This is a genomic window from Paenibacillus sp. FSL M7-1414 (genome assembly GCF_038003195.1).
Classification (GTDB): Bacteria; Bacillota; Bacilli; order Paenibacillales; family Paenibacillaceae; genus Paenibacillus; species Paenibacillus amylolyticus.
Map to the genome: position 1 here is coordinate 2499877 of NZ_JBBOOS010000001.1, position 22941 is coordinate 2522817.

The 22941-nt window shown below is 45.8% G+C and carries 23 protein-coding genes; all 23 read left to right on the top strand.

Annotation, left to right across the window (positions count from 1 at the left end):
- Positions 1–106: 106 nt before the first annotated feature.
- A complete protein-coding gene (gene yfmF, locus MHH92_RS11350) occupies positions 107–1387 on the top strand; it encodes an EF-P 5-aminopentanol modification-associated protein YfmF (protein ID WP_253507534.1) in 1281 nt (426 codons plus the stop codon).
- 3 nt (positions 1388–1390) lie between these two features.
- Positions 1391–2671 carry an EF-P 5-aminopentanol modification-associated protein YfmH gene (yfmH, locus tag MHH92_RS11355; RefSeq protein WP_340903765.1) on the top strand — a complete coding sequence of 427 codons (1281 nt, stop codon included), beginning with the start codon at positions 1391–1393 and terminating at the stop codon, positions 2669–2671.
- A gap of 1 nt (position 2672) precedes the next feature.
- Positions 2673–3443, top strand: a complete 771-nt coding sequence (gene ymfI, locus MHH92_RS11360; protein WP_047842509.1) for an elongation factor P 5-aminopentanone reductase — start codon at positions 2673–2675, stop codon at positions 3441–3443.
- A gap of 164 nt (positions 3444–3607) precedes the next feature.
- Positions 3608–3871 (top strand): DUF3243 domain-containing protein, encoded by a 264-nt coding sequence (locus MHH92_RS11365; RefSeq protein WP_017689119.1) that lies wholly within the window; start codon positions 3608–3610, stop codon positions 3869–3871.
- A gap of 197 nt (positions 3872–4068) precedes the next feature.
- Positions 4069–4836: a DUF3388 domain-containing protein gene (locus MHH92_RS11370; protein ID WP_047842510.1), complete on the top strand. Its 768-nt coding sequence runs from the start codon at positions 4069–4071 to the stop codon at positions 4834–4836.
- 66 nt (positions 4837–4902) lie between these two features.
- Positions 4903–5949 (top strand): helix-turn-helix domain-containing protein, encoded by a 1047-nt coding sequence (locus MHH92_RS11375; RefSeq protein WP_047842511.1) that lies wholly within the window; start codon positions 4903–4905, stop codon positions 5947–5949.
- Positions 5950–6022: 73 nt separating this feature from the next.
- Positions 6023–6187 (top strand): hypothetical protein, encoded by a 165-nt coding sequence (locus tag MHH92_RS11380; RefSeq protein ID WP_167350848.1) that lies wholly within the window; start codon positions 6023–6025, stop codon positions 6185–6187.
- Positions 6188–6342: 155 nt separating this feature from the next.
- Complete coding sequence (locus MHH92_RS11385; protein WP_047842512.1) at positions 6343–6834, top strand: YajQ family cyclic di-GMP-binding protein; 492 nt, start codon at positions 6343–6345, stop codon at positions 6832–6834.
- Positions 6835–7153: 319 nt separating this feature from the next.
- Positions 7154–7741: a CDP-diacylglycerol--glycerol-3-phosphate 3-phosphatidyltransferase gene (pgsA, locus tag MHH92_RS11390; RefSeq protein WP_017689114.1), complete on the top strand. Its 588-nt coding sequence runs from the start codon at positions 7154–7156 to the stop codon at positions 7739–7741.
- Between the two features lie 107 nt (positions 7742–7848).
- Complete coding sequence (locus MHH92_RS11395) at positions 7849–9105, top strand: competence/damage-inducible protein A (protein ID WP_047842513.1); 1257 nt, start codon at positions 7849–7851, stop codon at positions 9103–9105.
- 243 nt (positions 9106–9348) lie between these two features.
- Positions 9349–10413 carry a recombinase RecA gene (gene recA / locus MHH92_RS11400; RefSeq protein ID WP_036609261.1) on the top strand — a complete coding sequence of 355 codons (1065 nt, stop codon included), beginning with the start codon at positions 9349–9351 and terminating at the stop codon, positions 10411–10413.
- A gap of 281 nt (positions 10414–10694) precedes the next feature.
- On the top strand, positions 10695–11432 hold the full coding sequence (locus MHH92_RS11405) for a regulatory protein RecX (protein WP_047842514.1): 738 nt from the start codon (positions 10695–10697) through the stop codon (positions 11430–11432).
- 310 nt (positions 11433–11742) lie between these two features.
- Entirely contained in the window at positions 11743–13284 is a 1542-nt protein-coding gene (rny, locus tag MHH92_RS11410) for a ribonuclease Y (protein ID WP_036670418.1), read from the top strand.
- A gap of 153 nt (positions 13285–13437) precedes the next feature.
- Positions 13438–14232, top strand: coding sequence for a TIGR00282 family metallophosphoesterase (locus tag MHH92_RS11415; RefSeq protein WP_036609256.1), 795 nt, complete (start codon positions 13438–13440; stop codon positions 14230–14232).
- Between the two features lie 117 nt (positions 14233–14349).
- A complete protein-coding gene (locus MHH92_RS11420) occupies positions 14350–14610 on the top strand; it encodes a stage V sporulation protein S (protein WP_007430104.1) in 261 nt (86 codons plus the stop codon).
- An 84-nt stretch (positions 14611–14694) separates the two neighbouring features.
- Positions 14695–15696, top strand: coding sequence for a dipeptidase (locus MHH92_RS11425; protein WP_253507547.1), 1002 nt, complete (start codon positions 14695–14697; stop codon positions 15694–15696).
- Between the two features lie 192 nt (positions 15697–15888).
- Positions 15889–16461 carry a phosphate propanoyltransferase gene (gene pduL, locus MHH92_RS11430; RefSeq protein WP_017689107.1) on the top strand — a complete coding sequence of 191 codons (573 nt, stop codon included), beginning with the start codon at positions 15889–15891 and terminating at the stop codon, positions 16459–16461.
- A 312-nt stretch (positions 16462–16773) separates the two neighbouring features.
- Positions 16774–18330 carry a tRNA (N6-isopentenyl adenosine(37)-C2)-methylthiotransferase MiaB gene (miaB, locus tag MHH92_RS11435; protein WP_036609253.1) on the top strand — a complete coding sequence of 519 codons (1557 nt, stop codon included), beginning with the start codon at positions 16774–16776 and terminating at the stop codon, positions 18328–18330.
- 299 nt (positions 18331–18629) lie between these two features.
- Entirely contained in the window at positions 18630–19043 is a 414-nt protein-coding gene (locus MHH92_RS11440; protein WP_197997748.1) for a RicAFT regulatory complex protein RicA family protein, read from the top strand.
- 209 nt (positions 19044–19252) lie between these two features.
- Positions 19253–19657 (top strand): PaaI family thioesterase, encoded by a 405-nt coding sequence (locus tag MHH92_RS11445; RefSeq protein ID WP_047842517.1) that lies wholly within the window; start codon positions 19253–19255, stop codon positions 19655–19657.
- A 78-nt stretch (positions 19658–19735) separates the two neighbouring features.
- Entirely contained in the window at positions 19736–20539 is an 804-nt protein-coding gene (locus MHH92_RS11450; RefSeq protein WP_036609248.1) for an NUDIX hydrolase, read from the top strand.
- Positions 20540–20606: 67 nt separating this feature from the next.
- Positions 20607–21164: a cysteine hydrolase family protein gene (locus tag MHH92_RS11455; protein WP_036609245.1), complete on the top strand. Its 558-nt coding sequence runs from the start codon at positions 20607–20609 to the stop codon at positions 21162–21164.
- A 197-nt stretch (positions 21165–21361) separates the two neighbouring features.
- Positions 21362–22816: a nicotinate phosphoribosyltransferase gene (locus MHH92_RS11460; protein ID WP_036609243.1), complete on the top strand. Its 1455-nt coding sequence runs from the start codon at positions 21362–21364 to the stop codon at positions 22814–22816.
- Positions 22817–22941 lie beyond the last annotated feature (125 nt).

Below are 22941 nucleotides of genomic sequence, written 5' to 3' on the forward strand. Positions count from 1 at the left end.
AGGCGTGACTTCGGTTGCTTCTTGCCTTTTGAATGGGTTAAAATGGTTGTTACGTTTAGCTTAATATGATTGCATGATAAATGACGCCGTAAAGGGGTTTTAACATTTGAATACATCAGGATTCGAACGAGGTAGCAAGAGAGAGTTTCGTATACATGTGCTTCCGACTAAACGTTTTAAAACGTTTGCTATATCGTTATATGCAGGAGTTCCCTTACGGGAAGATACAGTAACCAAAGTAGCGCTGACACCTTTTGTTCTACGACGCGGCACGGAGTCCTATCCGGAAACAACGCAATTTCGTGAACAACTGGAGCATCTGTATGGAGCAGGTTTTGGTTTTGACGTTTATAAACGCGGGGATTACCAGATTGTACAGTTCCGAATGGATACGATTAATGATTCCTTTGTTGGAGGGGATGAGCAGCTACTCGATCGTTCATTTGCCTTCCTTGGAGAGGTTCTTACACGACCTGCACAGGAGAATGGACATTTCAGGACGTCTTATGTACAAGCAGAGCGAGAGACTGTTCGTAAAAAGCTGGAGTCCATCGTGAACGATAAAATGCGCTATGCCGCTGAACGCAGTATCGAGGAAATGTGCAAGAATGAGCCGTACCGTCTTCATCCACTGGGTGAGCGAAAGGATCTGCCTGGGATTGAGCCCGACACACTGACTGCGTCTTATCACGAGTGGCTGCAGCAGGCGAGTATGGATCTGTACGTGGTAGGGGATACGACACTGGAGGAGGTCGAGGACCTTGTTCAGCGTCATTTCAATGTTGATCGAACGTCCTCCTCCGATTACCAGACACAGGCAGCGGTTCGAGGAGATAAGGAAGTGGAGACCGTTGTTGAGCGACTGAATGTGAGTCAGGGAAAACTCAATATGGGACTCCGTACATCTATCACTTATGGAGATCCTCAGTATGCCGCAGCACTAATGTACAACGGGATTCTCGGTGGTTATCCTCATTCCAAACTGTTTGTCAATGTTCGTGAAAAAGAAAGCCTGGCGTATTACGCTTCTTCGCGTTATGACGGACATAAGGGCATTGCAACGATTCAATCCGGGATTGAAATCCCTAATTATGAGAAGGCTGTCACCATCATCAAGCAGCAGCTGGAAGAAATGAAAAGCGGTACAATCAGTGATCTGGAAATGTCCCAGACCAAAGCAATGATCCGTAACCTGCTCAAGGAAATGCAGGATTCTGCTTTTGAGATGATCGCTTATGACTTCAATCGACAGTTGTCTGGCAAAGAAAGAACGGCTGAAGAACTGTTGGCTCAGGTAGAACATATTAGCAAGGAAGATGTACGTGAGGCGGCAGAACAATTCCGTCTGGATACGATTTATTTCTTGCGGGACGAGAAGGAGGAATAATCGGTGGAGAGCATTCGGTATGAGCATTTGCAGGAGACACTATATTACGAAGTAATGGATAACGGACTGCATGTCTATATTTTGCCTAAACCGGGGTTCCAGAAAACGTATGCCACGTTTGCAACCAAGTATGGATCGGTGGATAATCATTTTCAGGTTGAAGGGCAGGAAGAAGTGAAGGTTCCGGATGGAATTGCTCATTTCCTGGAGCATAAAATGTTTGAAGAACCAACAGGCGATATTTTTGCAACATTTGCGTCTCACGGTGCCTCAGCTAATGCGTTTACGAGCTTTGATCAGACGGTTTATTTGTTTTCAGCGACTGAATATGTGAATGAAAATATACAAACATTAGTCAACTTTGTGCAAAATCCTTACTTCACGGATCAAAATGTGGAAAAGGAAAAAGGCATTATTGGACAGGAAATTGACATGTATGCTGATAATCCGGATTGGCGTGTTTATTTTGGATTGATCGAAGCCATGTATCAGAAACATCCGGTGCATATCGATATTGCAGGAACGGTGGAATCCATCCGTACGATTACCAAAGAGATGTTGTATGAGTGTTATAACACCTTCTATCACCCGAGTAATATGCTCTTGTTTGTGGTGGGTGGTGTAAATCCACAAGAAGTCATTGATATGGTTCGATCGAACCAGGAGCAGAAGGATTATAAGCCACAGGGGAGCATTCAACGTTTCTTCGAACCGGAGCCTGAGCAGGTAGGAGAAGCCAGACGGGAAGCGAAACTGGCTGTTTCACTGCCCAAATGTCTGTTTGGATTCAAGGAGACGGACGTTGGACTTACCGGGGAACAATTGTTACGGCGAGATATGACAACGCAGCTTATGATGGATCTTTTGTTTGGCTCAAGCACACGATTATTTCAGAAGCTCTACGATGAAGATCTGATCTCGGATAGCTTTGGACATGAGTATAACAGTTCGCCGCAATATGCGTTTTCAGCCATTGGTGGTGATACAAAAGACCCGGATCAACTGCTCGCGCGTATACGTGAAGAAGTGGATGCCATTGTAGAAAAAGGGTTCGAATCCACGGATTTTGAACGTGCACGCAAAAAGAAAATAGGCGGATATTTGCGTATGCTCAATTCTCCGGAGAACATTGCGCATGAATTTACACGTCAGCAATTCCGTGGCGGTGATTTTTTCAATATGCTCCCGCTCTATGAATCGATTACACTGGAAGATGTAAATCTCAGACTGAGAGAGCATATTCGCTGGGATCAACTGGCTGTATCGCTAGTCGTGAGTCCTTGATATGGAGAGGGGAACAGGACAATTGAAGGCAATCGGGGAAATGACTGTACTGGTAACTGGTGCAAGCGGTGGTATTGGAGCGGCTATCGCAGAACGCTTCGCCAGAGTGGGAATGAATGTTGTTATACACTATATGAAATCGCATGAAGCAGCGAATGAAGCCGCCAGACGGTGCATGGAACAGGGCAGTGGAAAAATCATGACCGTGTCTGCGGATCTTCGCAGCCGGGATCAGATTGAGCGCATGCGTGAGAAGCTCGAGTCGCATAATCTCATGCCTGATATTCTTGTGAACAATGCAGGAATCTCGCACTATGGGATGTTGGCTGATGTTACAGAGGAGATCTGGGATGAAGTGATGGCGATTAACCTCAAAGGCACGTTTATGTGTACACAGGAAATGATGCCTCACATGATCTCCCAAAGGTATGGCCGAATCATTAATGTATCGTCGATTTGGGGACTGTCTGGTGCTTCTTGTGAGGTGCTGTATTCCACAACCAAGGGTGGGGTGAATGCATTCACCAAAGCGCTTGCGAAAGAACTCGCACCTTCCGGAGTAACCGTAAATGCCGTTGCTCCTGGCGCCGTTCAGACATCCATGCTGAACCATCTGGATCAGAGTGAACTGAGGATGCTGGAAGAGGAAATTCCGGCAGGAAGACTTGCTCAACCTGATGAAATCTCATCACTGGTTTATTTTCTGGCCCTCCCTGAATCGGGTTATATCAATGGGCAGATCATCAGTCCAAATGGCGGTTGGTTAACGTAAAAAAGCAAGAAAACTTGTCTGGCTGTGAACGAAACAGGTGAAGGTTGCTTGAGAAGCGACCGTCTTCCGGATTATTTTCAAAATGCTCGTATATAAAATGTCTCGAAAGCACATATTACAACTGTTGATTTTAAATCTCATGCGTCATCTAAGGAGGATTTATCATGTCAACAGAAAAAACAGTGCTCTCCAGTTTTGACACATGGAAGAAGTTCCTGGGTGACCGCGTACTGCAAGCAGAGAAGATGGGGATGAGTGAAGAAACCATCAACAAACTTGCGTATGAAATCGGCGACTTCCTTGATGAGAAAGTCGATCCGGCGAACCATTCCAACCGGGCATTGAAAGAGTTATGGGATGTCGGCGATGCAGATGAGCGTCGTACGATTGCGTGCCTGATGGTCAAATTGGCCAAACAAAACGCATAAGATTACAGATGAAGAGCTCCCGCAAGGGGGCTTTTCTCTAATGATTACAAACGGATTACAGAGCTGTTCTTGTAATTCATTTTCATTTTATATATCATTAACGTGACCCATTTGTAGAAGATGTCTCAGATTGTTGTCCAGTGGACACGTTCTGTTGCTGTCGAATAATGTGGAATAATGCATTACGGGGTGTTGAAATGGAATCTAAACAATGGTATATGGAATATAAAATACATAAGAACAGACCCGGTTTGTTAGGCGATATTGCCTCTATGCTGGGGATGCTTGAAGTGAATATATTGACCATTAACGGTGTTGAAGGCAAAACTCGAGGCATGCTGCTTGAATCGGATGATGATGAAAAAATCCGTTTGCTTGGTGAAATGCTTGGCAAAGTAAACAGCATCACCGTATCGGCTTTGCGGCAACCTAAATTGGTGGATATTCTGGCCGTGCGTCATGGCAGATACATTGACCGTGACTCGGATGATCGCAAGACATTTCGTTTTACACGAGATGAACTTGGGTTACTTGTGGACTTTTTGGGTGAAGTATTTAAGAGGGAAGGCAATCAGGTCATCGGTTTGCGCGGAATGCCTCGTGTCGGCAAAACGGAGTCAATTATTGCGGGCAGCGTATGTGCAATGAAGCGATGGACGTTTGTTTCCTCCACACTTCTTCGTCAGACGATAAGGAGTCAAATGTCCGAAGACGAATTGAACCCGAACAATGTCTTCATCATTGACGGAATTGTAAGCACGATTCGTTCCAGTGAGCGGCATTACAATTTGTTGCAGGATATTATGTCCATGCCTAGCACCAAAGTTATTGAACATCCGGATATTTTTGTGCAGGAATCCGAATATGATTTTAATGATTTTGATATTATTATTGAACTTCGCAACAATCCGAATGAAGAAATTATTTATGATACGTTTACGGCTAGCTACACCGACGAATTGTAAGGAACCGTACGGAATCATGAAATAGATTAGCAACAACTCAAGAGATAAACATAAGGAGGAGATGGCATGTCTGAACTGGGTCAGCAGTTAAGGGAGGCCCGGCTGCAAAAAGGGATGAGTCTTGACGATGTACAGGAAATGACAAAAATTCGCAAGAGGTATCTGGAGGCCATAGAAGCAGGAGACTACAAAGTGCTGCCGGGTAGCTTCTATGTGCGTGCTTTCATCAAAACCTATGCGGAGACCGTGGGACTGAACCCTGATGAGCTGCTGGAGGGACACAAAAAAGACGTACCCGCAGAAGAGACGGAAGCAACGATGGAACCGGTTATTCAGAAGCGTTCCAGCCGTCCGGTTGAGCGTAGTAATCGGTGGATGTCTGTCGCGTTGATGTGGACATTCCCTGTTTTGATCGTAGTACTGTTGTATGTATACGTGGTGTATAACAATGGTGATGAATCAGATAATCCGGGGCTTGATTCAGTCAAAATTACAGACAGTCAACAACAGCCTGAGGATAAACCGGATCCACCTGCCGACAACGGACAGGCATCTAATCCGCCTGCGACAGATTCAGGTACTGACGGGACTGGTGAGGGCGACGCTGGGGGTAATGGTGGCGGTACAGACACTGAAGGACAGACGGACGGTCAAACTGATGGCCAAACGGATGGACAGACGGATGAAACTGAGGAAAAACCAACTGACAATTCACCGTCTAATGTGACTGTGGCAGAAGATGGTAAATCAGGGAATATTACGAACTTTAAAGTTAACGGTAGTGCAGGGCAACCTGTAACGGTTACGATCAAAGCAACAGGTAATAGCTGGCTGGAAGTGTATAAAGGCGAAAACTCCAGTGGAGAGAAGTTGGAGTATGGTAACACAGCCGAAGGTGACAGCTATACCTTTGAGTTGGATAGTGTAGGCATGTATATTAAGTCTGGTTACGCTGCAGCGACCACGATTGAAGTTGGCGGGCAAGTTGTAACGGATGGCAAGGCGACCAATCGGATTCGTTTGAAGCTTGGTGAAGACAGTAGTAGTACTACTTCCACAGGTGTCGAAAATGGATCAACGGACGGTACAGGAGGTACCACGGGTAGCGAATAACCGGGTCAACTGCAGGAGACAATAATCGTGTCTTAACTTGCAGTTAACTTTTGGTGAAGTGAGGTGGATGGCTGTGACAGTCAGCTGGATCGTAACAGGTTTAGGGATCATTGTCAGCCTCCTGGGTTATTACCTGACTCCAAGTGCTTGGGGTTACGGAATATTGGGTTTTGGACTTGCACATGTACTTTTGGGTGTGCTCGATATGTTCAGACAGCCCAACCGCAGCCGCTATTAGGTTGGAAGCTGGAACAGCAAGCATTTTTGGCAACCACTTGAAGTGGAAGCCAAAAATGCTTTTTTCTTTGTGTAAAACAGCTTGAAATTAGACTTTTGCTTAAGGTATCCTCTATAATGTTACAGAACATACGATTAACTGAAAGGGTGACTGGTTTGAGCTCAGAAAATTCATTTGATATCGTGTCCAAAATGGACTTGCAAGAACTGACAAATGCCGTTACACAAACCGAGAAAGAAATTGGCGCTCGTTATGACTTCAAGGGCAGCAAGAGCAGCCTGAAACTGGATAAGGATGCGTTAACGATCGTATCTGATGATGAGACCAAACTCAAGGCTGTCATTGACGTGCTTCAATCCAAAATGGCGAAGCGTGGTCTACCATTGAAAAACATTGATTACGCAAAGGTAGAGCCAGCGTCTTCTGGTACAGTCCGCCAGCGTTTGAATTTTAAACAGGGGATTGATCAGGACATCGCCAAGAAAATCAATATCCTGATTCGGGATTCCAAGATGAAGGTGAAGAGTCAGATTCAGGGAGATCAACTTCGGGTAACTGGTAAGAGTAAAAATGATTTGCAAGCTGTCATGCAGTTGCTAAATGGTGCTAACCTGCCTCTGGATTTGCAATATACAAATTTCAAGTAATAAGGCCTTTTTGTAGCAAAAGTGTTTTTTGACACGGTATTGGGCGTATATTATACTAAGTGTGCATTGCTGGCAGTCAAGCATCAAGTCCAGTCCTCATCGTTTGCTGACTTTGTGAAAAGCAGTACATCTTCTGGAAGTCACCGGAACGTTTAAAGCGTTTTGCTTTTGAGCGGTTGACTTTATTTTTTGCGTTTCTACATAGTGGGATCATGTTAATATGGATTGACATTGAAACTGTACATTTCATGTTCCGGATGATGATAACGGGATTATGATGATTGTTTGGGATAATGGAGGATATGAGGGAGGGCGTCTTGTGAATTTACCCAACCGGATTACGCTTGCACGAATTTGCTTAATCCCTTTTTTGATGGTGTTCCTGCTCGTGGATTTTCCATTTTATCCAGAGCCGTTGCAGCTTGGAAGCTTGTCGCTTCCGTATAATCAACTGATTGCTGCTGTTATTTTTATCATCGCCGCAAGCACAGATGGAATTGACGGATACCTTGCGCGGAAAAATAACATGGTTACCAATCTGGGGAAACTGCTCGATCCACTCGCAGACAAGCTGCTGGTTACTGCAGTTTTGATCTCGCTTGTGGAGATGGGCAAGCTGGATTCCTGGATTGCAGTTGTGATTATTAGTCGTGAATTTGCAGTTACCGGCTTGCGTCAAATTGCATTGCTGGATGGTTCGGTTGTTGCCGCCAGTGCTTGGGGCAAGCTGAAGACTGTAGTGCAGATTGTGGCGATTGTGCTGTTGCTGTTGAACAATTTCCCGTTTTCATACACGGGTATTCACGTCGATATTATCGCGGTATGGGCAGCAGCGCTTATTACCATCTGGTCGGGTATCGATTACTTTATCAAAAACAAAAACCTGCTTCATTTAACAAAAGCATAATGGTTTGTTCTTAAATGGGTAATCATGAAGGAAGCATTGGGTCAGGGGCAATAGGAAATTATCCTATTGCCCTTTGATCACTCACCACGTGTACAGGAGGATGCTCAATGAAGGCAGAAATCATTGCAGTTGGCACAGAGCTACTGCTTGGACAAATCGTCAATACCAATGCCAGATACCTATCCCGTGAGTTGGCTGCGATGGGGATCGATGTATATTTCCAAACGGTGGTTGGGGATAACCTGAACCGACTTAGTGAAGCTATTCGCATTGCGCAGAGCCGTGCAGACGTTATTTTATTTTCCGGTGGCATCGGACCTACCCAAGATGATCTGACCAAGGATGCGCTCGCAGCTGTTCTTAACCGGAAACTGCATACAGATCGAATGGCAATGGACAAAATTGAGAGCTTTTTCAGAGATCGTAATGTGGATATGACAGAGAATAACCGACGTCAGGCGATCGTTATTGATGGCGGAACACCTCTGGCCAATGAAACGGGCCTTGCGGCAGGAAATGCGATTTCTGACAATGACAAATATTATGTTGTGATGCCTGGACCACCTAAAGAGTTGATTCCAATGTTTGAACAGGAAGTCAAACCTTGGCTGTTCCAGCATGTACTCACAGAAGAGATGCCGATCTATTCCCGAATGCTCAAATTCGCAGGTATTGGTGAATCTGCTCTTGAAGATCGACTTCTGGATCTGATTGACGCGCAGACAGACCCTACGATTGCTCCTTACGCGAGCGAAGGCGAAGTTACGGTACGTGTCTCCACAAAGGCTGCGAGTGAGGGAGAGGCGAAGCTGAAGCTGGATGCGATGGAGGTTCAGATTCGGGAGCGTTTGACAGAACATCTCTACGCGAACGAGGATGTGCCTATAGAGTACACGATTGTAACCATGATGTCTGACATGGGGCTGACGCTCAGCGCTGCTGAGAGCTGTACAGGAGGGCTTGTCATGCAAAGTCTGACCTCTGTACCCGGAAGCGCATCAATGCTCAAAGGTGGAATTGTTTGTTACTCCAATGAAATTAAAGAAAAGCTGCTGAATGTGCCTCATGATTATCTGGAAGGTGAAGATGCGCCTGGGGCGGTAAGTCCTGAGGTTGCAAAAGTGCTTGCTGAGCAGGTCCGCATGATTGGTGATGCTGATTTTGGCTTGGCTGTTACCGGTGTAGCTGGACCGGGATATTCGGAACGCAAACCACCCGGACTTGTCTTCATCGCTCTTGCTGAACGTGGAAAAGAGACGGAAATTCATGAGCTGCGTATTAATGGTAATCGCGAGACGGTTCGCATTCGTTCAGCCAAAGCGATTCTCTATCGCTTATGGCAAAAACTTGTGGCGATGGATTGATTAGTTAATAGCTTCGATTGCATTTACAGTTCCAAGCAAGTATAATTAAGGAAGACGGAAGAACCGTAGAATTAGGCTTTACAGCCTTGTTTACGGTTCTTTTTTCTGTTTAATGGAAAGTTTCCTTGAGGAAGAGGCGCCTCGGCCTTTACAAAAAAAACGAATGTATGTTCGAAAAAAAGCTTGGCAAACGTGTTAAAACAAGGTATCATTATCTTATAAACAGTAAAGGGTGTGAGCTTATTGTCAGACCGTCGTGCCGCGCTTGATATGGCGCTCCGTCAAATAGAGAAGCAATTTGGTAAAGGATCCATCATGAAACTGGGTGAGTCCACTCATATGAATGTGGAAATTATTCCCAGTGGTTCCTTGGCTTTGGATATTGCATTAGGAACAGGCGGCTTGCCTAAAGGCCGTATTGTTGAAATATATGGACCTGAATCCTCTGGTAAAACAACCGTAGCATTGCATGCTATCGCTGAAGTACAAAGAGCGGGTGGACAAGCTGCATTTATCGATGCCGAGCATGCTCTTGACCCACAATATGCAAGCAAACTTGGTGTTAATATTGATGAATTGCTTCTGTCTCAGCCAGATACGGGTGAGCAAGGGCTGGAAATTGCAGAAGCTCTTGTACGCAGTGGTGCAGTAGATATCGTCGTTATTGACTCTGTAGCCGCATTGGTTCCAAAAGCAGAGATTGAAGGCGAAATGGGTGATTCACACGTTGGTTTGCAAGCGCGTTTGATGTCTCAGGCGCTGCGTAAACTGTCTGGTGCAATCAGCAAATCCAAAACAATCGCAATCTTCATTAACCAGCTTCGTGAGAAAGTTGGCGTTATGTTTGGTAACCCGGAAACAACACCTGGTGGTCGTGCTCTGAAGTTTTATTCCACAGTACGTCTGGATGTGCGTCGTATTGAGAGTATCAAATCAGGCAATGACATGATTGGTAACCGTACTCGTATTAAAGTTGTTAAAAACAAAGTGGCACCTCCGTTTAAACAAGCGGAAGTGGATATCATGTATGGCGAGGGTATCTCGAGAGAAGGCAGTATCATTGACATTGGTACAGAGCTGGACATCGTTAATAAAAGTGGTGCTTGGTACTCCTACGAAGGCGAGCGTTTAGGACAAGGCCGTGAGAACGCAAAGCAGTTCATGAAAGAGCATAAAGATATTGCTGACATCATTGAACAAAAAATTCGTGTAGCCAGTAACTTGGTTACTGCAGTTCCTGCGCCAACTAGTGAAGAGCAACAAAAAGAAGCAGCAGAAGAACAAGAATTGTTTGAAATCAACGAGTAATCTCTCAAAACCTCTCTTGTAGGGAGGACCCTGAGGGTGTTCCCCACTGGACTCCGTAAACTTATCTGATTGAGCTTGGATCAATCTGGATAATGGATTGTAGTGGGAGTACTCGTGCTGTCTAACAGCCCCTGTCCCAATGGACAGGGGCTGTTAGCACGCTAACTGTGGAGTAAAGGCCGGGCAGAGTTCCGGTCTTTTGTATTATTAGTGTTCTTTGTCTTATGTGAAGATGTGCTTGGCGTAGTCAGAATGAAAATGTTATGAAAGGGGAGACCAGAATGGATCAACATGACGAGGATTTATATGAAGAAGCAGAACAGGATGGCCTATCCCAATTTCCGGACAACGAAGAACTTATTATTACACGTGTAGAACGAACGAAGAGCAGGCAAGCTCGTTATCGAATCACTTTTGGCATCCACTCCATTACGGTTCTTGAAGATGTGATGATTAAATACAGGATGACTCAAGGTAATACGTTTATGAAGAAGGATCTGGAGGAAATCATTGTAGCTGATGAGCGACAGCGGACGTATGCACAGTCTCTGCGTTTTTTGGAGCATAAGCCACGTACGCGCCATGAATTAAGTCAGAAACTTCGTCAGAAGGAGTTTGCTGCACCTTTGATTGAAGAGGCGCTGGATCGGCTTGAGCGGGAGAACCTGGTGGATGACGATCTATTTGCGAAGGAATGGACAAGACAGCGTATGGAGGGCAAGCGGAAGGGAAAACTGTGGATAAGGCAAGAGCTGCGTCAAAAGGGCATTGCCAATGATCTCATTGTTGAGGCACTAGAAGGTATTAGTACAGATGCGGAATTTGAGACTGCCTTGAGTGCCGGACGCAAAAAATGGAATCAGGTCAAAGGGGACGTCAAAGAGAAGAAAAATAAAACGCTTCCCTTCCTAATGAGGCGTGGTTTTTCAATGGATATGGTGCGCAAGGTCGTGAATTGTTTAATTGAAGAAGATGAGGCTGGGGACCCTGAAGATGACGAAGCGTTGTTATGGGATTAGCAGACTAGAGTCTCTATACTGCATTCTCTTGACAATTTCTTTCGTCAAATACTAAAATGGACATGAGTCTGTAAGAAATGGACAACCCTTTTTCCTTCCAAAAAAGCGGTTTCGGTTTCTTAAGATTTATACCATTCTTAATTATGGGTTCGCTGGAAACAGTGAATAGTACGTGGAAACATGTACATGTGAAATGAAAATCGGCGGGGGATCGCCGTGAGTATTCGTTATTCCCAAACATATGTAAGGTTTGAAAACTGCAAATTGACCCAAGGAATGCCTTGGAGGAACCAACGAGGAGGTGAACAGTATGGAAATTGCAATCACGATCGCTCTCGTTGCAGCCGCGCTATTCATTGGGTTCGGAGTAGGATATTTTATTCGCAAATCTCTTGCAGAGGCTAAAATCTCTAGTGCGGAACAAGCTGCCGTACAAATCGTGGAGAACGCGAAGAAAGAGGCAGAAGCACTGAAGAAAGAAACGGTGCTGGAAGCGAAGGATGAAATCCATCGCATTCGCGCTGAAGCTGAAAAAGACACTCGTGAACGTCGGAATGAAATTCAACGACAAGAAAGACGATTGTTGCAAAAAGAAGAGTCGCTGGATAAAAAATTGGAATCACTCGAACGTAAAGAAGAGCAAGTGGCTAACAAAGAGAAACGAATTGATGAGACTCAGCAGCAGATCGAAATGATTTACAAAAACCAGGTGACAGAGTTGGAACGTATATCCAACCTCACCATGGAAGACGCACGCAGTATCATACTGTCCAACGTAGAACAGGAAGTTCGTCATGAGACGGCTCAAATGATCAAGGACATTGAACAACAAGCGAAGGAAGAAGCGGACAAAAAGTCCCGCGAGATTATTACACTCGCCATCCAACGTTGTGCGGCTGACCACGTAGCGGAAACAACGGTATCTGTTGTTACCCTGCCAAATGAAGAAATGAAAGGCCGGATTATCGGTCGTGAAGGACGTAACATCCGTGCGCTTGAAACCCTTACAGGGATTGACCTCATTATCGATGATACGCCAGAAGCTGTTATTCTGTCGGGCTTTGACCCGATTCGCCGTGAAATCGCCCGTACTGCCCTGGAGAAACTGGTGGCTGATGGACGTATTCACCCGGCACGGATTGAAGAGATGGTTGAGAAATCCCGCAAAGAAGTGGATGAGCGCATCCGTGAATACGGTGAGCAAGCTACCTTTGAAGTGGGCGTGCATGGTCTGCATCCGGATCTGATCAAAATTTTGGGCCGGTTGAAGTTCCGTACAAGTTACGGTCAGAACGTCTTGAAACATTCCATGGAAGTCGCTTATCTGGCTGGACTGATGGCTGGCGAACTGGGAGAAGACGTAACTCTGGCAAGACGTGCAGGTCTATTGCATGACATCGGTAAAGCGCTGGATCACGAAGTGGAAGGATCACACGTCGAAATTGGCGTGGAACTGGCGAAGAAATACAAAGAACATCCGGTTGTAATCAACAGTATCGCGTCCCATCACGGAGATTGCGAAGCGACTTCGGTCATTGCCATGTTGGTTGGCGCAGCAGATGCGCTCTCCGCAGCAAGACCAGGCGCACGCCGCGAAACGCTGGAAACGTATATCAAACGACTGGAGAAGCTGGAAGAAATCTCAGAATCCTTCGAAGGTGTCGAGAAATCGTACGCCATTCAGGCCGGACGCGAAGTTCGCGTTATGGTACAGCCTGAGAAGATCGATGATGCTGAAGCTTTCCGCTTAGCCCGTGACATCACGAAGATGATTGAGAATGAACTCGACTATCCGGGTCACATCAAAGTCACCGTCATCCGGGAAACCCGTGCGGTTGAATACGCAAAATAGAGCATTACGGAAAAGTGGCCGCAGTAGTGGGCCACTTTTCCTGTTGATAGCCTGTTAAAGGCAACTACACATCATGGAGCATGAGATAGAGTCCTGCAAAGGTTCAACATTTGAAGTAAGAGGACTTTGCAGGAATTGAGGAGGCAGTAATCAATGAAAGTTTTGTTTATTGGTGACATTGTAGGTAACGTGGGACGTAAGGCATTAAAGGAAAATTTACCGTATCTGAAATCGAAGTATAAGCCACATGTAGTGATTGTGAATGGTGAAAATGCGGCAGCAGGTCGCGGCATTACCGGCGCAATCGCAAATGAGTTTTTCAACTGGGGTGTACATGGTATTACACTTGGTAATCATACTTGGGACAATAAGGATATTTTTGATTTTATAGATGATGAGCCCCGCATGATTCGTCCAGCGAACTTTCCACCAGGCACACCAGGACGAGGGTACACGGTTGTCAAAGGCGAAGGGAAAGAGCTGGCGATTGTCAATCTTCAAGGAAGAACGTTCCTGCCTGCTCTGGATTGTCCATTCCGTGTAGCTGATGAAATTGTAGATGAGCTGCGCCAAGACCATAAATGTATTTTGGTCGATATGCATGCTGAAGCGACGTCAGAAAAGATTGCCATGGGATGGCATCTGGATGGACGTGCGTCTCTCGTTGTAGGTACACATACGCATGTACAGAGTAATGATGATCGGATTTTGCCTGGAGGAACAGCTTACTTGACGGATGCAGGCATGGTAGGGCCTCGTGACGGCATATTGGGTATGGAGCGTGAGGCCGTGCTGCGTAAGTTCTACACCCAGCTACCTGTACGTTTTGTTGTGGATGATGGCAAATGGCACTTCCATGGTGTTTTTGTTGAAATTGATGAAGCCACAGGTGCGGCAACACGCATCGAAAAAATTCGTCTGACGGAGGACGAGTGGCGCATGGAATAGGGGTATTGTCCCAATTTGCAGGGAAACCCGTCTAAAAAGAAGGAATTTTTTTGCCTCCCGCGAATAACATCTAGTAAGTGGAAACAAACTTTCAACATTCCCAGGGAGGTACTTACCATGGATGTATTAAAAGTTTCAGCAAAGTCCAATCCTAATTCTGTAGCCGGCGCTCTTGCAGGGGTTCTTCGTGAACGTGGAAATGCTGAACTGCAGGCAATTGGAGCGGGAGCACTGAACCAAGCCATTAAAGCGGTAGCGATAGCCCGGGGATTTGTAGCACCAAGCGGAGTTGACCTGATTTGTATTCCAGCTTTTACAGACATTGTGATCGACGGCGAGGACCGAACGGCCATTAAGCTGATTGTGGAGCCCAGATAATACATGCAGTATGCATTGAACCTGTTTACGATGTAGACAGGTTTTTTTGCGTTTTTTGCAATCACATATTGAGGAGGGTTTAAGATGTCCATGTCTGATTGGCGTGTAGCTGATTTTCACTGTGATGCACTGAGCAAAATTTTGATGCAGCCTGCCCTTTCATTTGAAAATGCTCCACAACTGGATGTAAACTTGCAACGTTTGAAAGAGGGGAATGTAGGGTTGCAGGCGTTCGCCATCTATTTACCCGAAGTACTTGGCAGAGGCAAGTTTGAACATGTGATGGGGCAGTTGGAGATCTATCGTAGACGTGTGGAGAGAAGTCAGGAGCGGCCTGACGGCACACAGACGTTGTTATGGAGTGAACAGGTGGCTCAGGTGGGGCAAACAGAGGGTCTGTGGGGATTAATCACACTGGAGGGTGTGGATGGCCTAGAGGGCAACCTGTTCTATCTGGAGTTATGTTATCAGATGGGCGTTCGAATTATTGGACTAACGTGGAATTATGCCAATTGGGCGGCCGACGGAGTAATGGAGAAGCGTGGAGCAGGTCTGACCGAGAAGGGGAAGGAACTGGTGCGCCAGTGTAATGAAATCGGAATGCTGTTAGATGTGTCACATTTGACGGAGAAAGGTTTCTGGGAACTGGCTGACTTGAGTAAACGTCCTTTTATCGCCTCCCACTCTAACAGCTACAGCGTATGTCCCCATGTGCGTAATCTGAAAGATGATCAGATTCAGGCTATTATTGCCCGGGAAGGGAGGATTGGACTGACGTTTGTACCCTGGTTTGTAAAGCAGGAGGGTGAGGTACGTATAGAAGATCTGCTGCCTCATATTGAGGAGATCTGCTCTCTGGGCGGGCAACATCACCTGATGATGGGGTCTGATTTTGATGGGATTTCAACGTATATTCAGAAACTTGAACATTCAGGACATTATCCGAGACTGACGGAAATCCTGCTCAAGCATTATGATGAACATTTAGTGCGCGGCTGGTTGTGGGGGAATGCAATGAGTTATCTGGGGGAACACTTGCCAGAGAGCAATCCGAAGATGCAGATGAAGGGGAATTCCATGAAATAATGAACTGTGTGTGCGTTGAATGGCTTGAATTAAAACTTGTTTTCCAAATAAAGGAGGGGAATGATGGTGAAATAAGTGTATTTCATGAATTTTCACCAGTTCGTTTTCATTTCACTCCAAAAAGGGGTATAATACCATTGGATTGTTAAGAGCCTGAGTACAGGCCATAGATAAACAAGGAGTGAATTTACAATGAGTAAAACAGTACCTGTGGGCGTATCTGCCCGTCACATTCATGTATCCCAAGAGCACGTTGAAATTTTGTTTGGCAAAGGTTATGAACTGACTGAATTTAAACCTCTGTCCCAGCCTGGCCAATACGCTGCTAACGAAACTGTAGCGGTAATTGGTTCGAAAGGACAGTTTGATAAAGTGCGTATCCTTGGACCTGTTCGCCCTGAAACGCAACTGGAAATCTCCATGACAGATTCATTTGCGATTGGTGTTAAAGCACCTGTACGTGAATCTGGAAGCATTGAAGGTACACCAGGAATCACAATTAAAGGTCCTGCTGGCGAAGTAACGATTGATAAAGGTGTTATCGTTGCTGCTCGTCACATTCACTTCCATACTTCTGATGCTGCTAAGTGGGGTATCGAGGACAAACAAATGTTGAAAGTTCGTCTGGGTGGAGATCGTGGTCTGGTACTGGAAAATGTACTGGCTCGTGTATCCGATTCTTTCGCACTGGACATGCATATTGATACAGATGAAGCTAACGCTGCTGGCGCTCGTAATGGCGACACTGCTGAAATCATCGATTAATTACATGTAATAGCTTCAGCCCCCAATTATGGCGGTCTGAATAACATATAAACCTGAGCACAGCCAACAGGGGCCGGTTAATTCCAGCCCTGACGGCAAGGCTCAGGTTTTTGTGTTTTCTGAGTGTTCTTCTGAGCATGGCATGTCTCGAATTAGACGAAGGGACATGCGCTTTGGATGTGGAACTACAGCCCAATTCATGCTATAATTTGCTGTAATGCTCTTTTAATGTTCCAAGCAAGATATTCATGTGGAACAGGGATGAATGAACGATTTTTTATTAATAGAGGCTGTAAGGAGTGACCGAAGGAAATGGCTAAAGACTCAAAAAAGGATTACTCCCAATATTTTGATTTCTCCGATGCCAAAGTAATTTCGCAAGATGAATTCAGCAAAAAGATAAGAATCCGGGGCCGTGAGATTAACATCAAATCGGAACCCAATCATCGTCAGGAGAAACAACGAGGCAAGGAAGACGTCCAGGTGCTTTACGAAAATGCCGTTCCCGATGAACTGAAAAACATAGGGAAAGGTAAACATTATATTGTATATACGTATGGATGTCAGATGAACGAGCATGACTCGGAGACCATCAAAGGCCTGCTTGAGTCTATGGGATATCAGGCTACAGAGAATCGCAAAGAAGCTGATATTATTCTGCTCAATACGTGTGCCATACGAGAAAATGCGGAAGATAAAGTATTTGGTGAGCTTGGTCACCTCAAAACGCTAAAACTCGAACGTCCGGGATTGTTACTTGGCGTATGCGGTTGTATGTCCCAAGAAGAAGGCGTCGTCAACCGAATCATGCAGAAGCATGGCTTTGTGGATATGATCTTTGGTACACATAATGTGCATCGACTGCCACATCTAATCCAGGAAGCGTTGTTCAGCAAAGAAATGGTTGTTGAGGTATGGTCCAAGGAAGGCGACATTATTGAGAACCTGCCGAAGAAACGTGAGGGTATGCGCGGCTGGGTGAATATTATGTATGGCTGCGACAAGTTCTGTACATATTGCATCGTTCCGTTTACGCGGGGCAAAGAACGCAGCCGTCGTCCAGAAGATGTCATTGCCGAAGTTAGGGATTTGGCACGACAAGGCTTTAAGGAGATCACGCTGCTTGGCCAAAATGTGAATGCGTACGGCAAGGACTTCACCGACCTGAACTACAGTTTTGGTGACTTGATGGATGCCATTCGCCAAATTGATATTCCGCGGGTACGTTTTACAACCAGTCACCCACGTGACTTCGATGACCACTTGATTGAAGTGCTGGCCAAGGGCGGAAATCTGGTGGAGCACATTCATCTTCCGGTGCAATCTGGCAGTTCGGAAGTACTCAAACGTATGAGCCGCAAGTATAACCGGGAACACTATCTGAAGCTGGCTGACAAAATTAAAAAGGCCATCCCGGATGTTGTGTTGACAACGGATATTATTGTTGGTTTTCCGGGGGAAACGGAAGAACAGTTTGAAGATACACTTTCCCTTGTCCGTGAAGTAGGGTATGATTTTGCCTATACCTTTATATATTCCCCACGGGAAGGTACACCGGCTGCAGTGATGGAAGACAACGTACCGATGGAAGTGAAGAAGGAACGTTTGAAGCGCTTGAACGAAACGATCAACGAATACAGCCACCGAAGCAATGAAGAGCAACGCGGCAAAATCGTTGAAGTGCTCGTTGAAGGCGAGAGCAAACGGAATTCCGAAGTTCTGGCAGGACGTACACGCAGCAACAAGCTGGTGCATTTTGAAGGACCTAAAGATTTGATCGGTACTTTCGTACAAGTGGAAATCACCGATCCGATGACTTTTTATATTCGGGGCAACCTGCTCTCCGAGCCGGTAGCTGCCAATCAGTAATACACACACCAATAAGATGAATACTTTTTGCACTTAGCGGGTTACGGCCGAGCGTAGCGAAGGTGACGGAATCGATTCTGTAGAAGCGAAGCGTTCGCCTTTGTCTCCAAATTTTAACCATGAACAATTTCAATCGAAAAAATTCGGAGACAACAGCGATCAAAAGAACGATCCGACACCGCAGCGGTCACTCAGCAGTCGACTGAGCTTAATGCAACATTGAGTTTTCATCTTATATCATCTCATAGAATGGAGCGATTTCAGTGGCGCAGGAAGAAGTGCAGTACAACCATTATGGAATGCCAACCTACGATACGCGCAATCTGGTCATACGCGACGACATTATGGGAAAAGCCAAAGAATTGGCTGATATGCTCGGAACGAGTGAGGAAGTTAGACAGTTTCAACAGGCTGAAACCAAAATTCGGGATCATGAGCGCATCCAGCAGTTGATTGCAACGATCAAGAAAAAACAAAAAGAGATTGTTGCTTTTGAAAGCTTCAAAAATGTGGAGATGGTCAGCAAAATTGAACAGGAAATTGAAGATCTGCAAAGCGAACTGGACAGTATTCCATTGGTTACGGAATTCCAGCAGAGCCAGAGCGACATCAACTACTTACTTCAACTAGTGATCTCTGTAATCCGGGATACGGTTTCTGAAAAAGTAAACGTGGAGGCTGGAACGGATTCACCTCCGACCAGTTGCGGTTAAATGACGGAAGGGTGCGGACGCTGTCCGCGCCTTTTTTGACATTACATAACCGTTAACGTGGAGTGGCTATCGCCAAGTACTCGGAATATAATTCCAAGCAAAGCTCCACGCTGTGGGGTTATTTTGTGTGGCGCAGCTGATTTTTAATGATAAAGGCACATGACATCAAGAGAGCTTGATACGTACAGTGAATAAAGGAGAAATGAATAATGAGTATTTTGGACAAAATGGTGGAAGACGGAGACGGACGATTCTGGGGATTTCTAGGTTGTCGTTATATTAAAGGAGACGGAAAAGAAGTACAGATTGCGTTGACAGCAGGCGAACATCATACCAACTCCATGGGGATCATTCATGGGGGTGTATTGACTTCACTGATGGACCAGGCAATGGGTATGGTTGCAACAGCAGCAATGGAAGTGGATGGCTGTGTGACAACAAATCTGAACGTACATTTTCTTGCACCAATGAAACAAGGGGAATTAACGGTGACAGCTACGGTACTGCATCAAGCAGGACGCAGTGTTACGACTCAATCGGAGGTTCGTGATGAATCGGGCACATTGGGATGTATGGCTACGGCGACATTCCGCATAGCACGCCCGAGAACGTAACGCATGAATCCTGCGGTTGACAAAAGATATTATTATGTCATAATGAAATTATCAAAATGAAAATAGTCGGTGGTGCCCATGAGCGAAAACTACGAACACTTCAATGCAGAGAGCGACGAACAAGCAGCACGTGCTTATAGTTCCCAAAAATATCGTACCCCCGATGGTGTTCCTGCGGATATCGTTATGTTCACCTTGACCAAGCGGGAACGCAAGACGGTGACGAAGACACTTCCCATTCGGGAACTGAAAGTGATGCTGATCAAGCGCAAAGGCTGGCCTTTTGCAGGCAGATGGGCATTACCCGGTGGATTTTGTCAGGAAAATGAATCCATCTATGGTGCAGCTAAGCGTGAACTGATGGAAGAGACAGGTGTAGATGGTGGACATCTGGAGTACTTGAATGTATACAGTCAGCCGGGTCGTGACCCAAGGGGCTGGATTATCTCTCACGCATTTTTCGCGCTTGTGGAAGAATGGATGCTGGATCAACGCCAAGCAGCAGATGATGCTGAGGATGTTGGATTGTTCACCATTCAAGAGGCGCTGCAAGAACTGGAACTGGCCTTTGATCACAGAACAATCATTGAAGATGCTTATCGACGTATTCAACAGCAGATGCTGGAAACGACGATTGCTCGTCAGTTCCTGCCACGTGATTTTACATTAAGTGAATTATATCAGGTTATTCAAAGTGTTGTACCGGATTTTGAAGAACCAAACTTCATTCGCAAGATTACGTCTACCCGCAGCCGTAAAGGCATTGTGGAAGAAGTAAGAGATGAAGAGGGGAACCTGGTGAGTTCCAACCAGTACTCGCAGCGTCCGGCGCAGTTATATCGTTTTACAGAACTCGTACCACGCCTGTCCATCTACACGTAATAAGGTGTAGATGTGTCAATCTGATTGAATCAGGATCAACCATTTCTGGGCTAAGGGAGTGTTGACGATGAAAGCACTGATTGTCATTGATTTTACGAAGGATTTTGTGACAGGTTCTTTGCCAGTAGGTCAGCCGGCAGTAGAGATTGAAGAGACGATTGCAGCTGTAACCGAGGCCTACTGTAAGAACAAACATGAGGTAATCATGGCTGTGGATCTGCATGAAGAAAATGATCCGTATCACCCGGAGACTGTACTTTTCCCACCTCATAACATCAGAAATACGGAGGGAAGACAGTTGTATGGTCGTCTTGCCCAAGTGATGGAAGAACGGAAAACAGATATTCAGTGGATGGATAAGACGAGATATAGTGCATTCTGTGGGACCGATCTGGAACTCAGACTGCGTGCACGTGGTATTACGGATATTGCACTCATAGGGGTATGCACGGATATTTGCATATTGCATACCGCAGTGGATGCTTACAATAAAGGTTTTCATATTACGGTATATGAAGATGCCGTTGCCAGCTTCAATCCGGCAGGGCATGAGTGGGCACTTGGACATTTTCGTTCCAGCCTTGGTGCTTCGGTGGTTAAGGCGAGCGAGACAGTCTTGGCTTAATTTACTCCATAGTCATGTTTGGTTGACCTCATGTTAGGAACCGGATGAATGTGGTGAATGGTGTATAGAGTTTTTTACGGGAGACTTGTTTGTTTAATACGGATGAACAGAATCATGAAGAATGAGTCTCCATATGTTAACCCGTGTTCACAGATGAAATCTGGGGGCACGAGCGGAAGTCAGAGAGGATGAGACAAATGCAGACAACTAGCCTGGCTTTACATACGGATAAATATCAGATCAATATGATGTACGCCCATTGGGTGAATGGTACTCACAAGCGGAAGGCGGTATTTGAAGCCTATTTCCGTAAGCTTCCTTTTGGTAACGGATATGCGGTATTTGCCGGATTGGAACGTATTGTGAACTATATCAGCCAGCTTCGGTTTACGATGGACGACATCAAATTTTTATCCAAACAAGAGGAAAATTACGATCCGGTCTTTCTGGAAGAATTGCTCCAGTTTTCATTTCAGGGGACGATTCATTCCATGAAGGAGGGTGCAATTGTTTTCCCTGACGAACCGCTCATTCGGGTAGAAGGCTCCATTATGGAGACTCAATTGGTGGAGACGGCGATACTTAACTTCATGAATTATCAGACGTTGATTGCAACTAAGGCTTCGCGGATCAAACAGGTAGCGCAGCAGGATACGTTGCTTGAATTCGGCACACGGCGAGCGCAGGAAGCGGATGCTGCCATCTGGGGCGCACGTGCCTCGTATGTAGCAGGCTTCGATGCAACGTCTAATATGCTGGCTGGAGAGCGCTTTGGAATCCCAACAGCAGGTACACATGCCCATTCCTGGGTACAGAGCTTTATGAGCGAACAGGAGGCGTTTGACGTGTATGCCAAAGTGTTGCCTGATCAGGTTACGCTGCTGGTTGATACCTTTGACACGTTGAACAGTGGAGTACCTCACGCCATCAAGACAGCCAAGAAGTTGGAGAGCCAAGGCAAAAAGATGAATGCGATTCGTCTGGACAGTGGAGACCTTGCGTACTTGTCGATTCAGGCACGTCAGATGTTGGATGAGGCTGGGCTGGATTATGTGAAAATTGTAGCATCCAATGATTTGGATGAAAATACGATTTTCAACCTGAAGGCTCAGGGAGCACGGATTGATACATGGGGTGTTGGTACACAGTTGATTACCGCTTCTGACCAGCCATCTTTGGGTGGAGTGTACAAATTGGTGGAGCGTGAAGTGGACGGGGCCATGCTGCCTACGATTAAAATATCTGCCAATCCTGAAAAGGTGTCCACTCCAGGTAAAAAGGAAGTGTTCCGGATCATTGATCCGAAACATGGCAAAGCGATTGCAGATTATATCTGCTATCCAGAGGAAGAGCAGCCGCTACAGGGCGGACCGCTCAAGCTGTTCAACCCGCTACACCCTTACCTGAAAAAGACGGTTACCCGCTACGAAGCGGTCAATATGCTGGAGCCAATCTTTGTGAATGGACGTAAAGTGTATGAACTGCCTAATCTGGATGAGATTCGTGCGTATCACCGGGAACAGATGAACCTCTTCTGGCCTGAATACCAACGGAAGCTCAACCCGGAGATCTACCGTGTGAACATCAGCCCTGCGGCATGGAATATGAAGCAGAAGCTCATTGCGGAACATGTGAAATCCACAGAGGAATAATTCACACATAAGAATTACAGAGAGGCATAACCAGTGAGGTATACTGGCTTATGCCTTTTTGATATGACCCCGATGGGATGGACCAGTGATGTAAGAAATCTCATGGACAGGCTGCCAAGGTAGCA

What these genes read in the sequence shown, in the direction of transcription:
- ymfI (WP_047842509.1), top strand. Translation starts at nt 2,673, where the DNA reads ATGGAGAGGGGAACAGGACAATTGAAGGCAATCGGGGAAATGACTGTA.
- MHH92_RS11365 (WP_017689119.1), top strand. Translation starts at nt 3,608, where the DNA reads ATGTCAACAGAAAAAACAGTGCTCTCCAGTTTTGACACATGGAAGAAG.
- MHH92_RS11370 (WP_047842510.1), top strand. Translation starts at nt 4,069, where the DNA reads ATGGAATCTAAACAATGGTATATGGAATATAAAATACATAAGAACAGA.
- MHH92_RS11375 (WP_047842511.1), top strand. Translation starts at nt 4,903, where the DNA reads ATGTCTGAACTGGGTCAGCAGTTAAGGGAGGCCCGGCTGCAAAAAGGG.
- MHH92_RS11395 (WP_047842513.1), top strand. Translation starts at nt 7,849, where the DNA reads ATGAAGGCAGAAATCATTGCAGTTGGCACAGAGCTACTGCTTGGACAA.
- MHH92_RS11405 (WP_047842514.1), top strand. Translation starts at nt 10,695, where the DNA reads ATGGATCAACATGACGAGGATTTATATGAAGAAGCAGAACAGGATGGC.
- rny (WP_036670418.1), top strand. Translation starts at nt 11,743, where the DNA reads ATGGAAATTGCAATCACGATCGCTCTCGTTGCAGCCGCGCTATTCATT.
- MHH92_RS11415 (WP_036609256.1), top strand. Translation starts at nt 13,438, where the DNA reads ATGAAAGTTTTGTTTATTGGTGACATTGTAGGTAACGTGGGACGTAAG.
- MHH92_RS11420 (WP_007430104.1), top strand. Translation starts at nt 14,350, where the DNA reads ATGGATGTATTAAAAGTTTCAGCAAAGTCCAATCCTAATTCTGTAGCC.
- MHH92_RS11425 (WP_253507547.1), top strand. Translation starts at nt 14,695, where the DNA reads ATGTCCATGTCTGATTGGCGTGTAGCTGATTTTCACTGTGATGCACTG.
- pduL (WP_017689107.1), top strand. Translation starts at nt 15,889, where the DNA reads ATGAGTAAAACAGTACCTGTGGGCGTATCTGCCCGTCACATTCATGTA.
- miaB (WP_036609253.1), top strand. Translation starts at nt 16,774, where the DNA reads ATGGCTAAAGACTCAAAAAAGGATTACTCCCAATATTTTGATTTCTCC.
- MHH92_RS11440 (WP_197997748.1), top strand. Translation starts at nt 18,630, where the DNA reads ATGCCAACCTACGATACGCGCAATCTGGTCATACGCGACGACATTATG.
- MHH92_RS11445 (WP_047842517.1), top strand. Translation starts at nt 19,253, where the DNA reads ATGAGTATTTTGGACAAAATGGTGGAAGACGGAGACGGACGATTCTGG.
- MHH92_RS11450 (WP_036609248.1), top strand. Translation starts at nt 19,736, where the DNA reads ATGAGCGAAAACTACGAACACTTCAATGCAGAGAGCGACGAACAAGCA.
- MHH92_RS11455 (WP_036609245.1), top strand. Translation starts at nt 20,607, where the DNA reads ATGAAAGCACTGATTGTCATTGATTTTACGAAGGATTTTGTGACAGGT.
- MHH92_RS11460 (WP_036609243.1), top strand. Translation starts at nt 21,362, where the DNA reads ATGCAGACAACTAGCCTGGCTTTACATACGGATAAATATCAGATCAAT.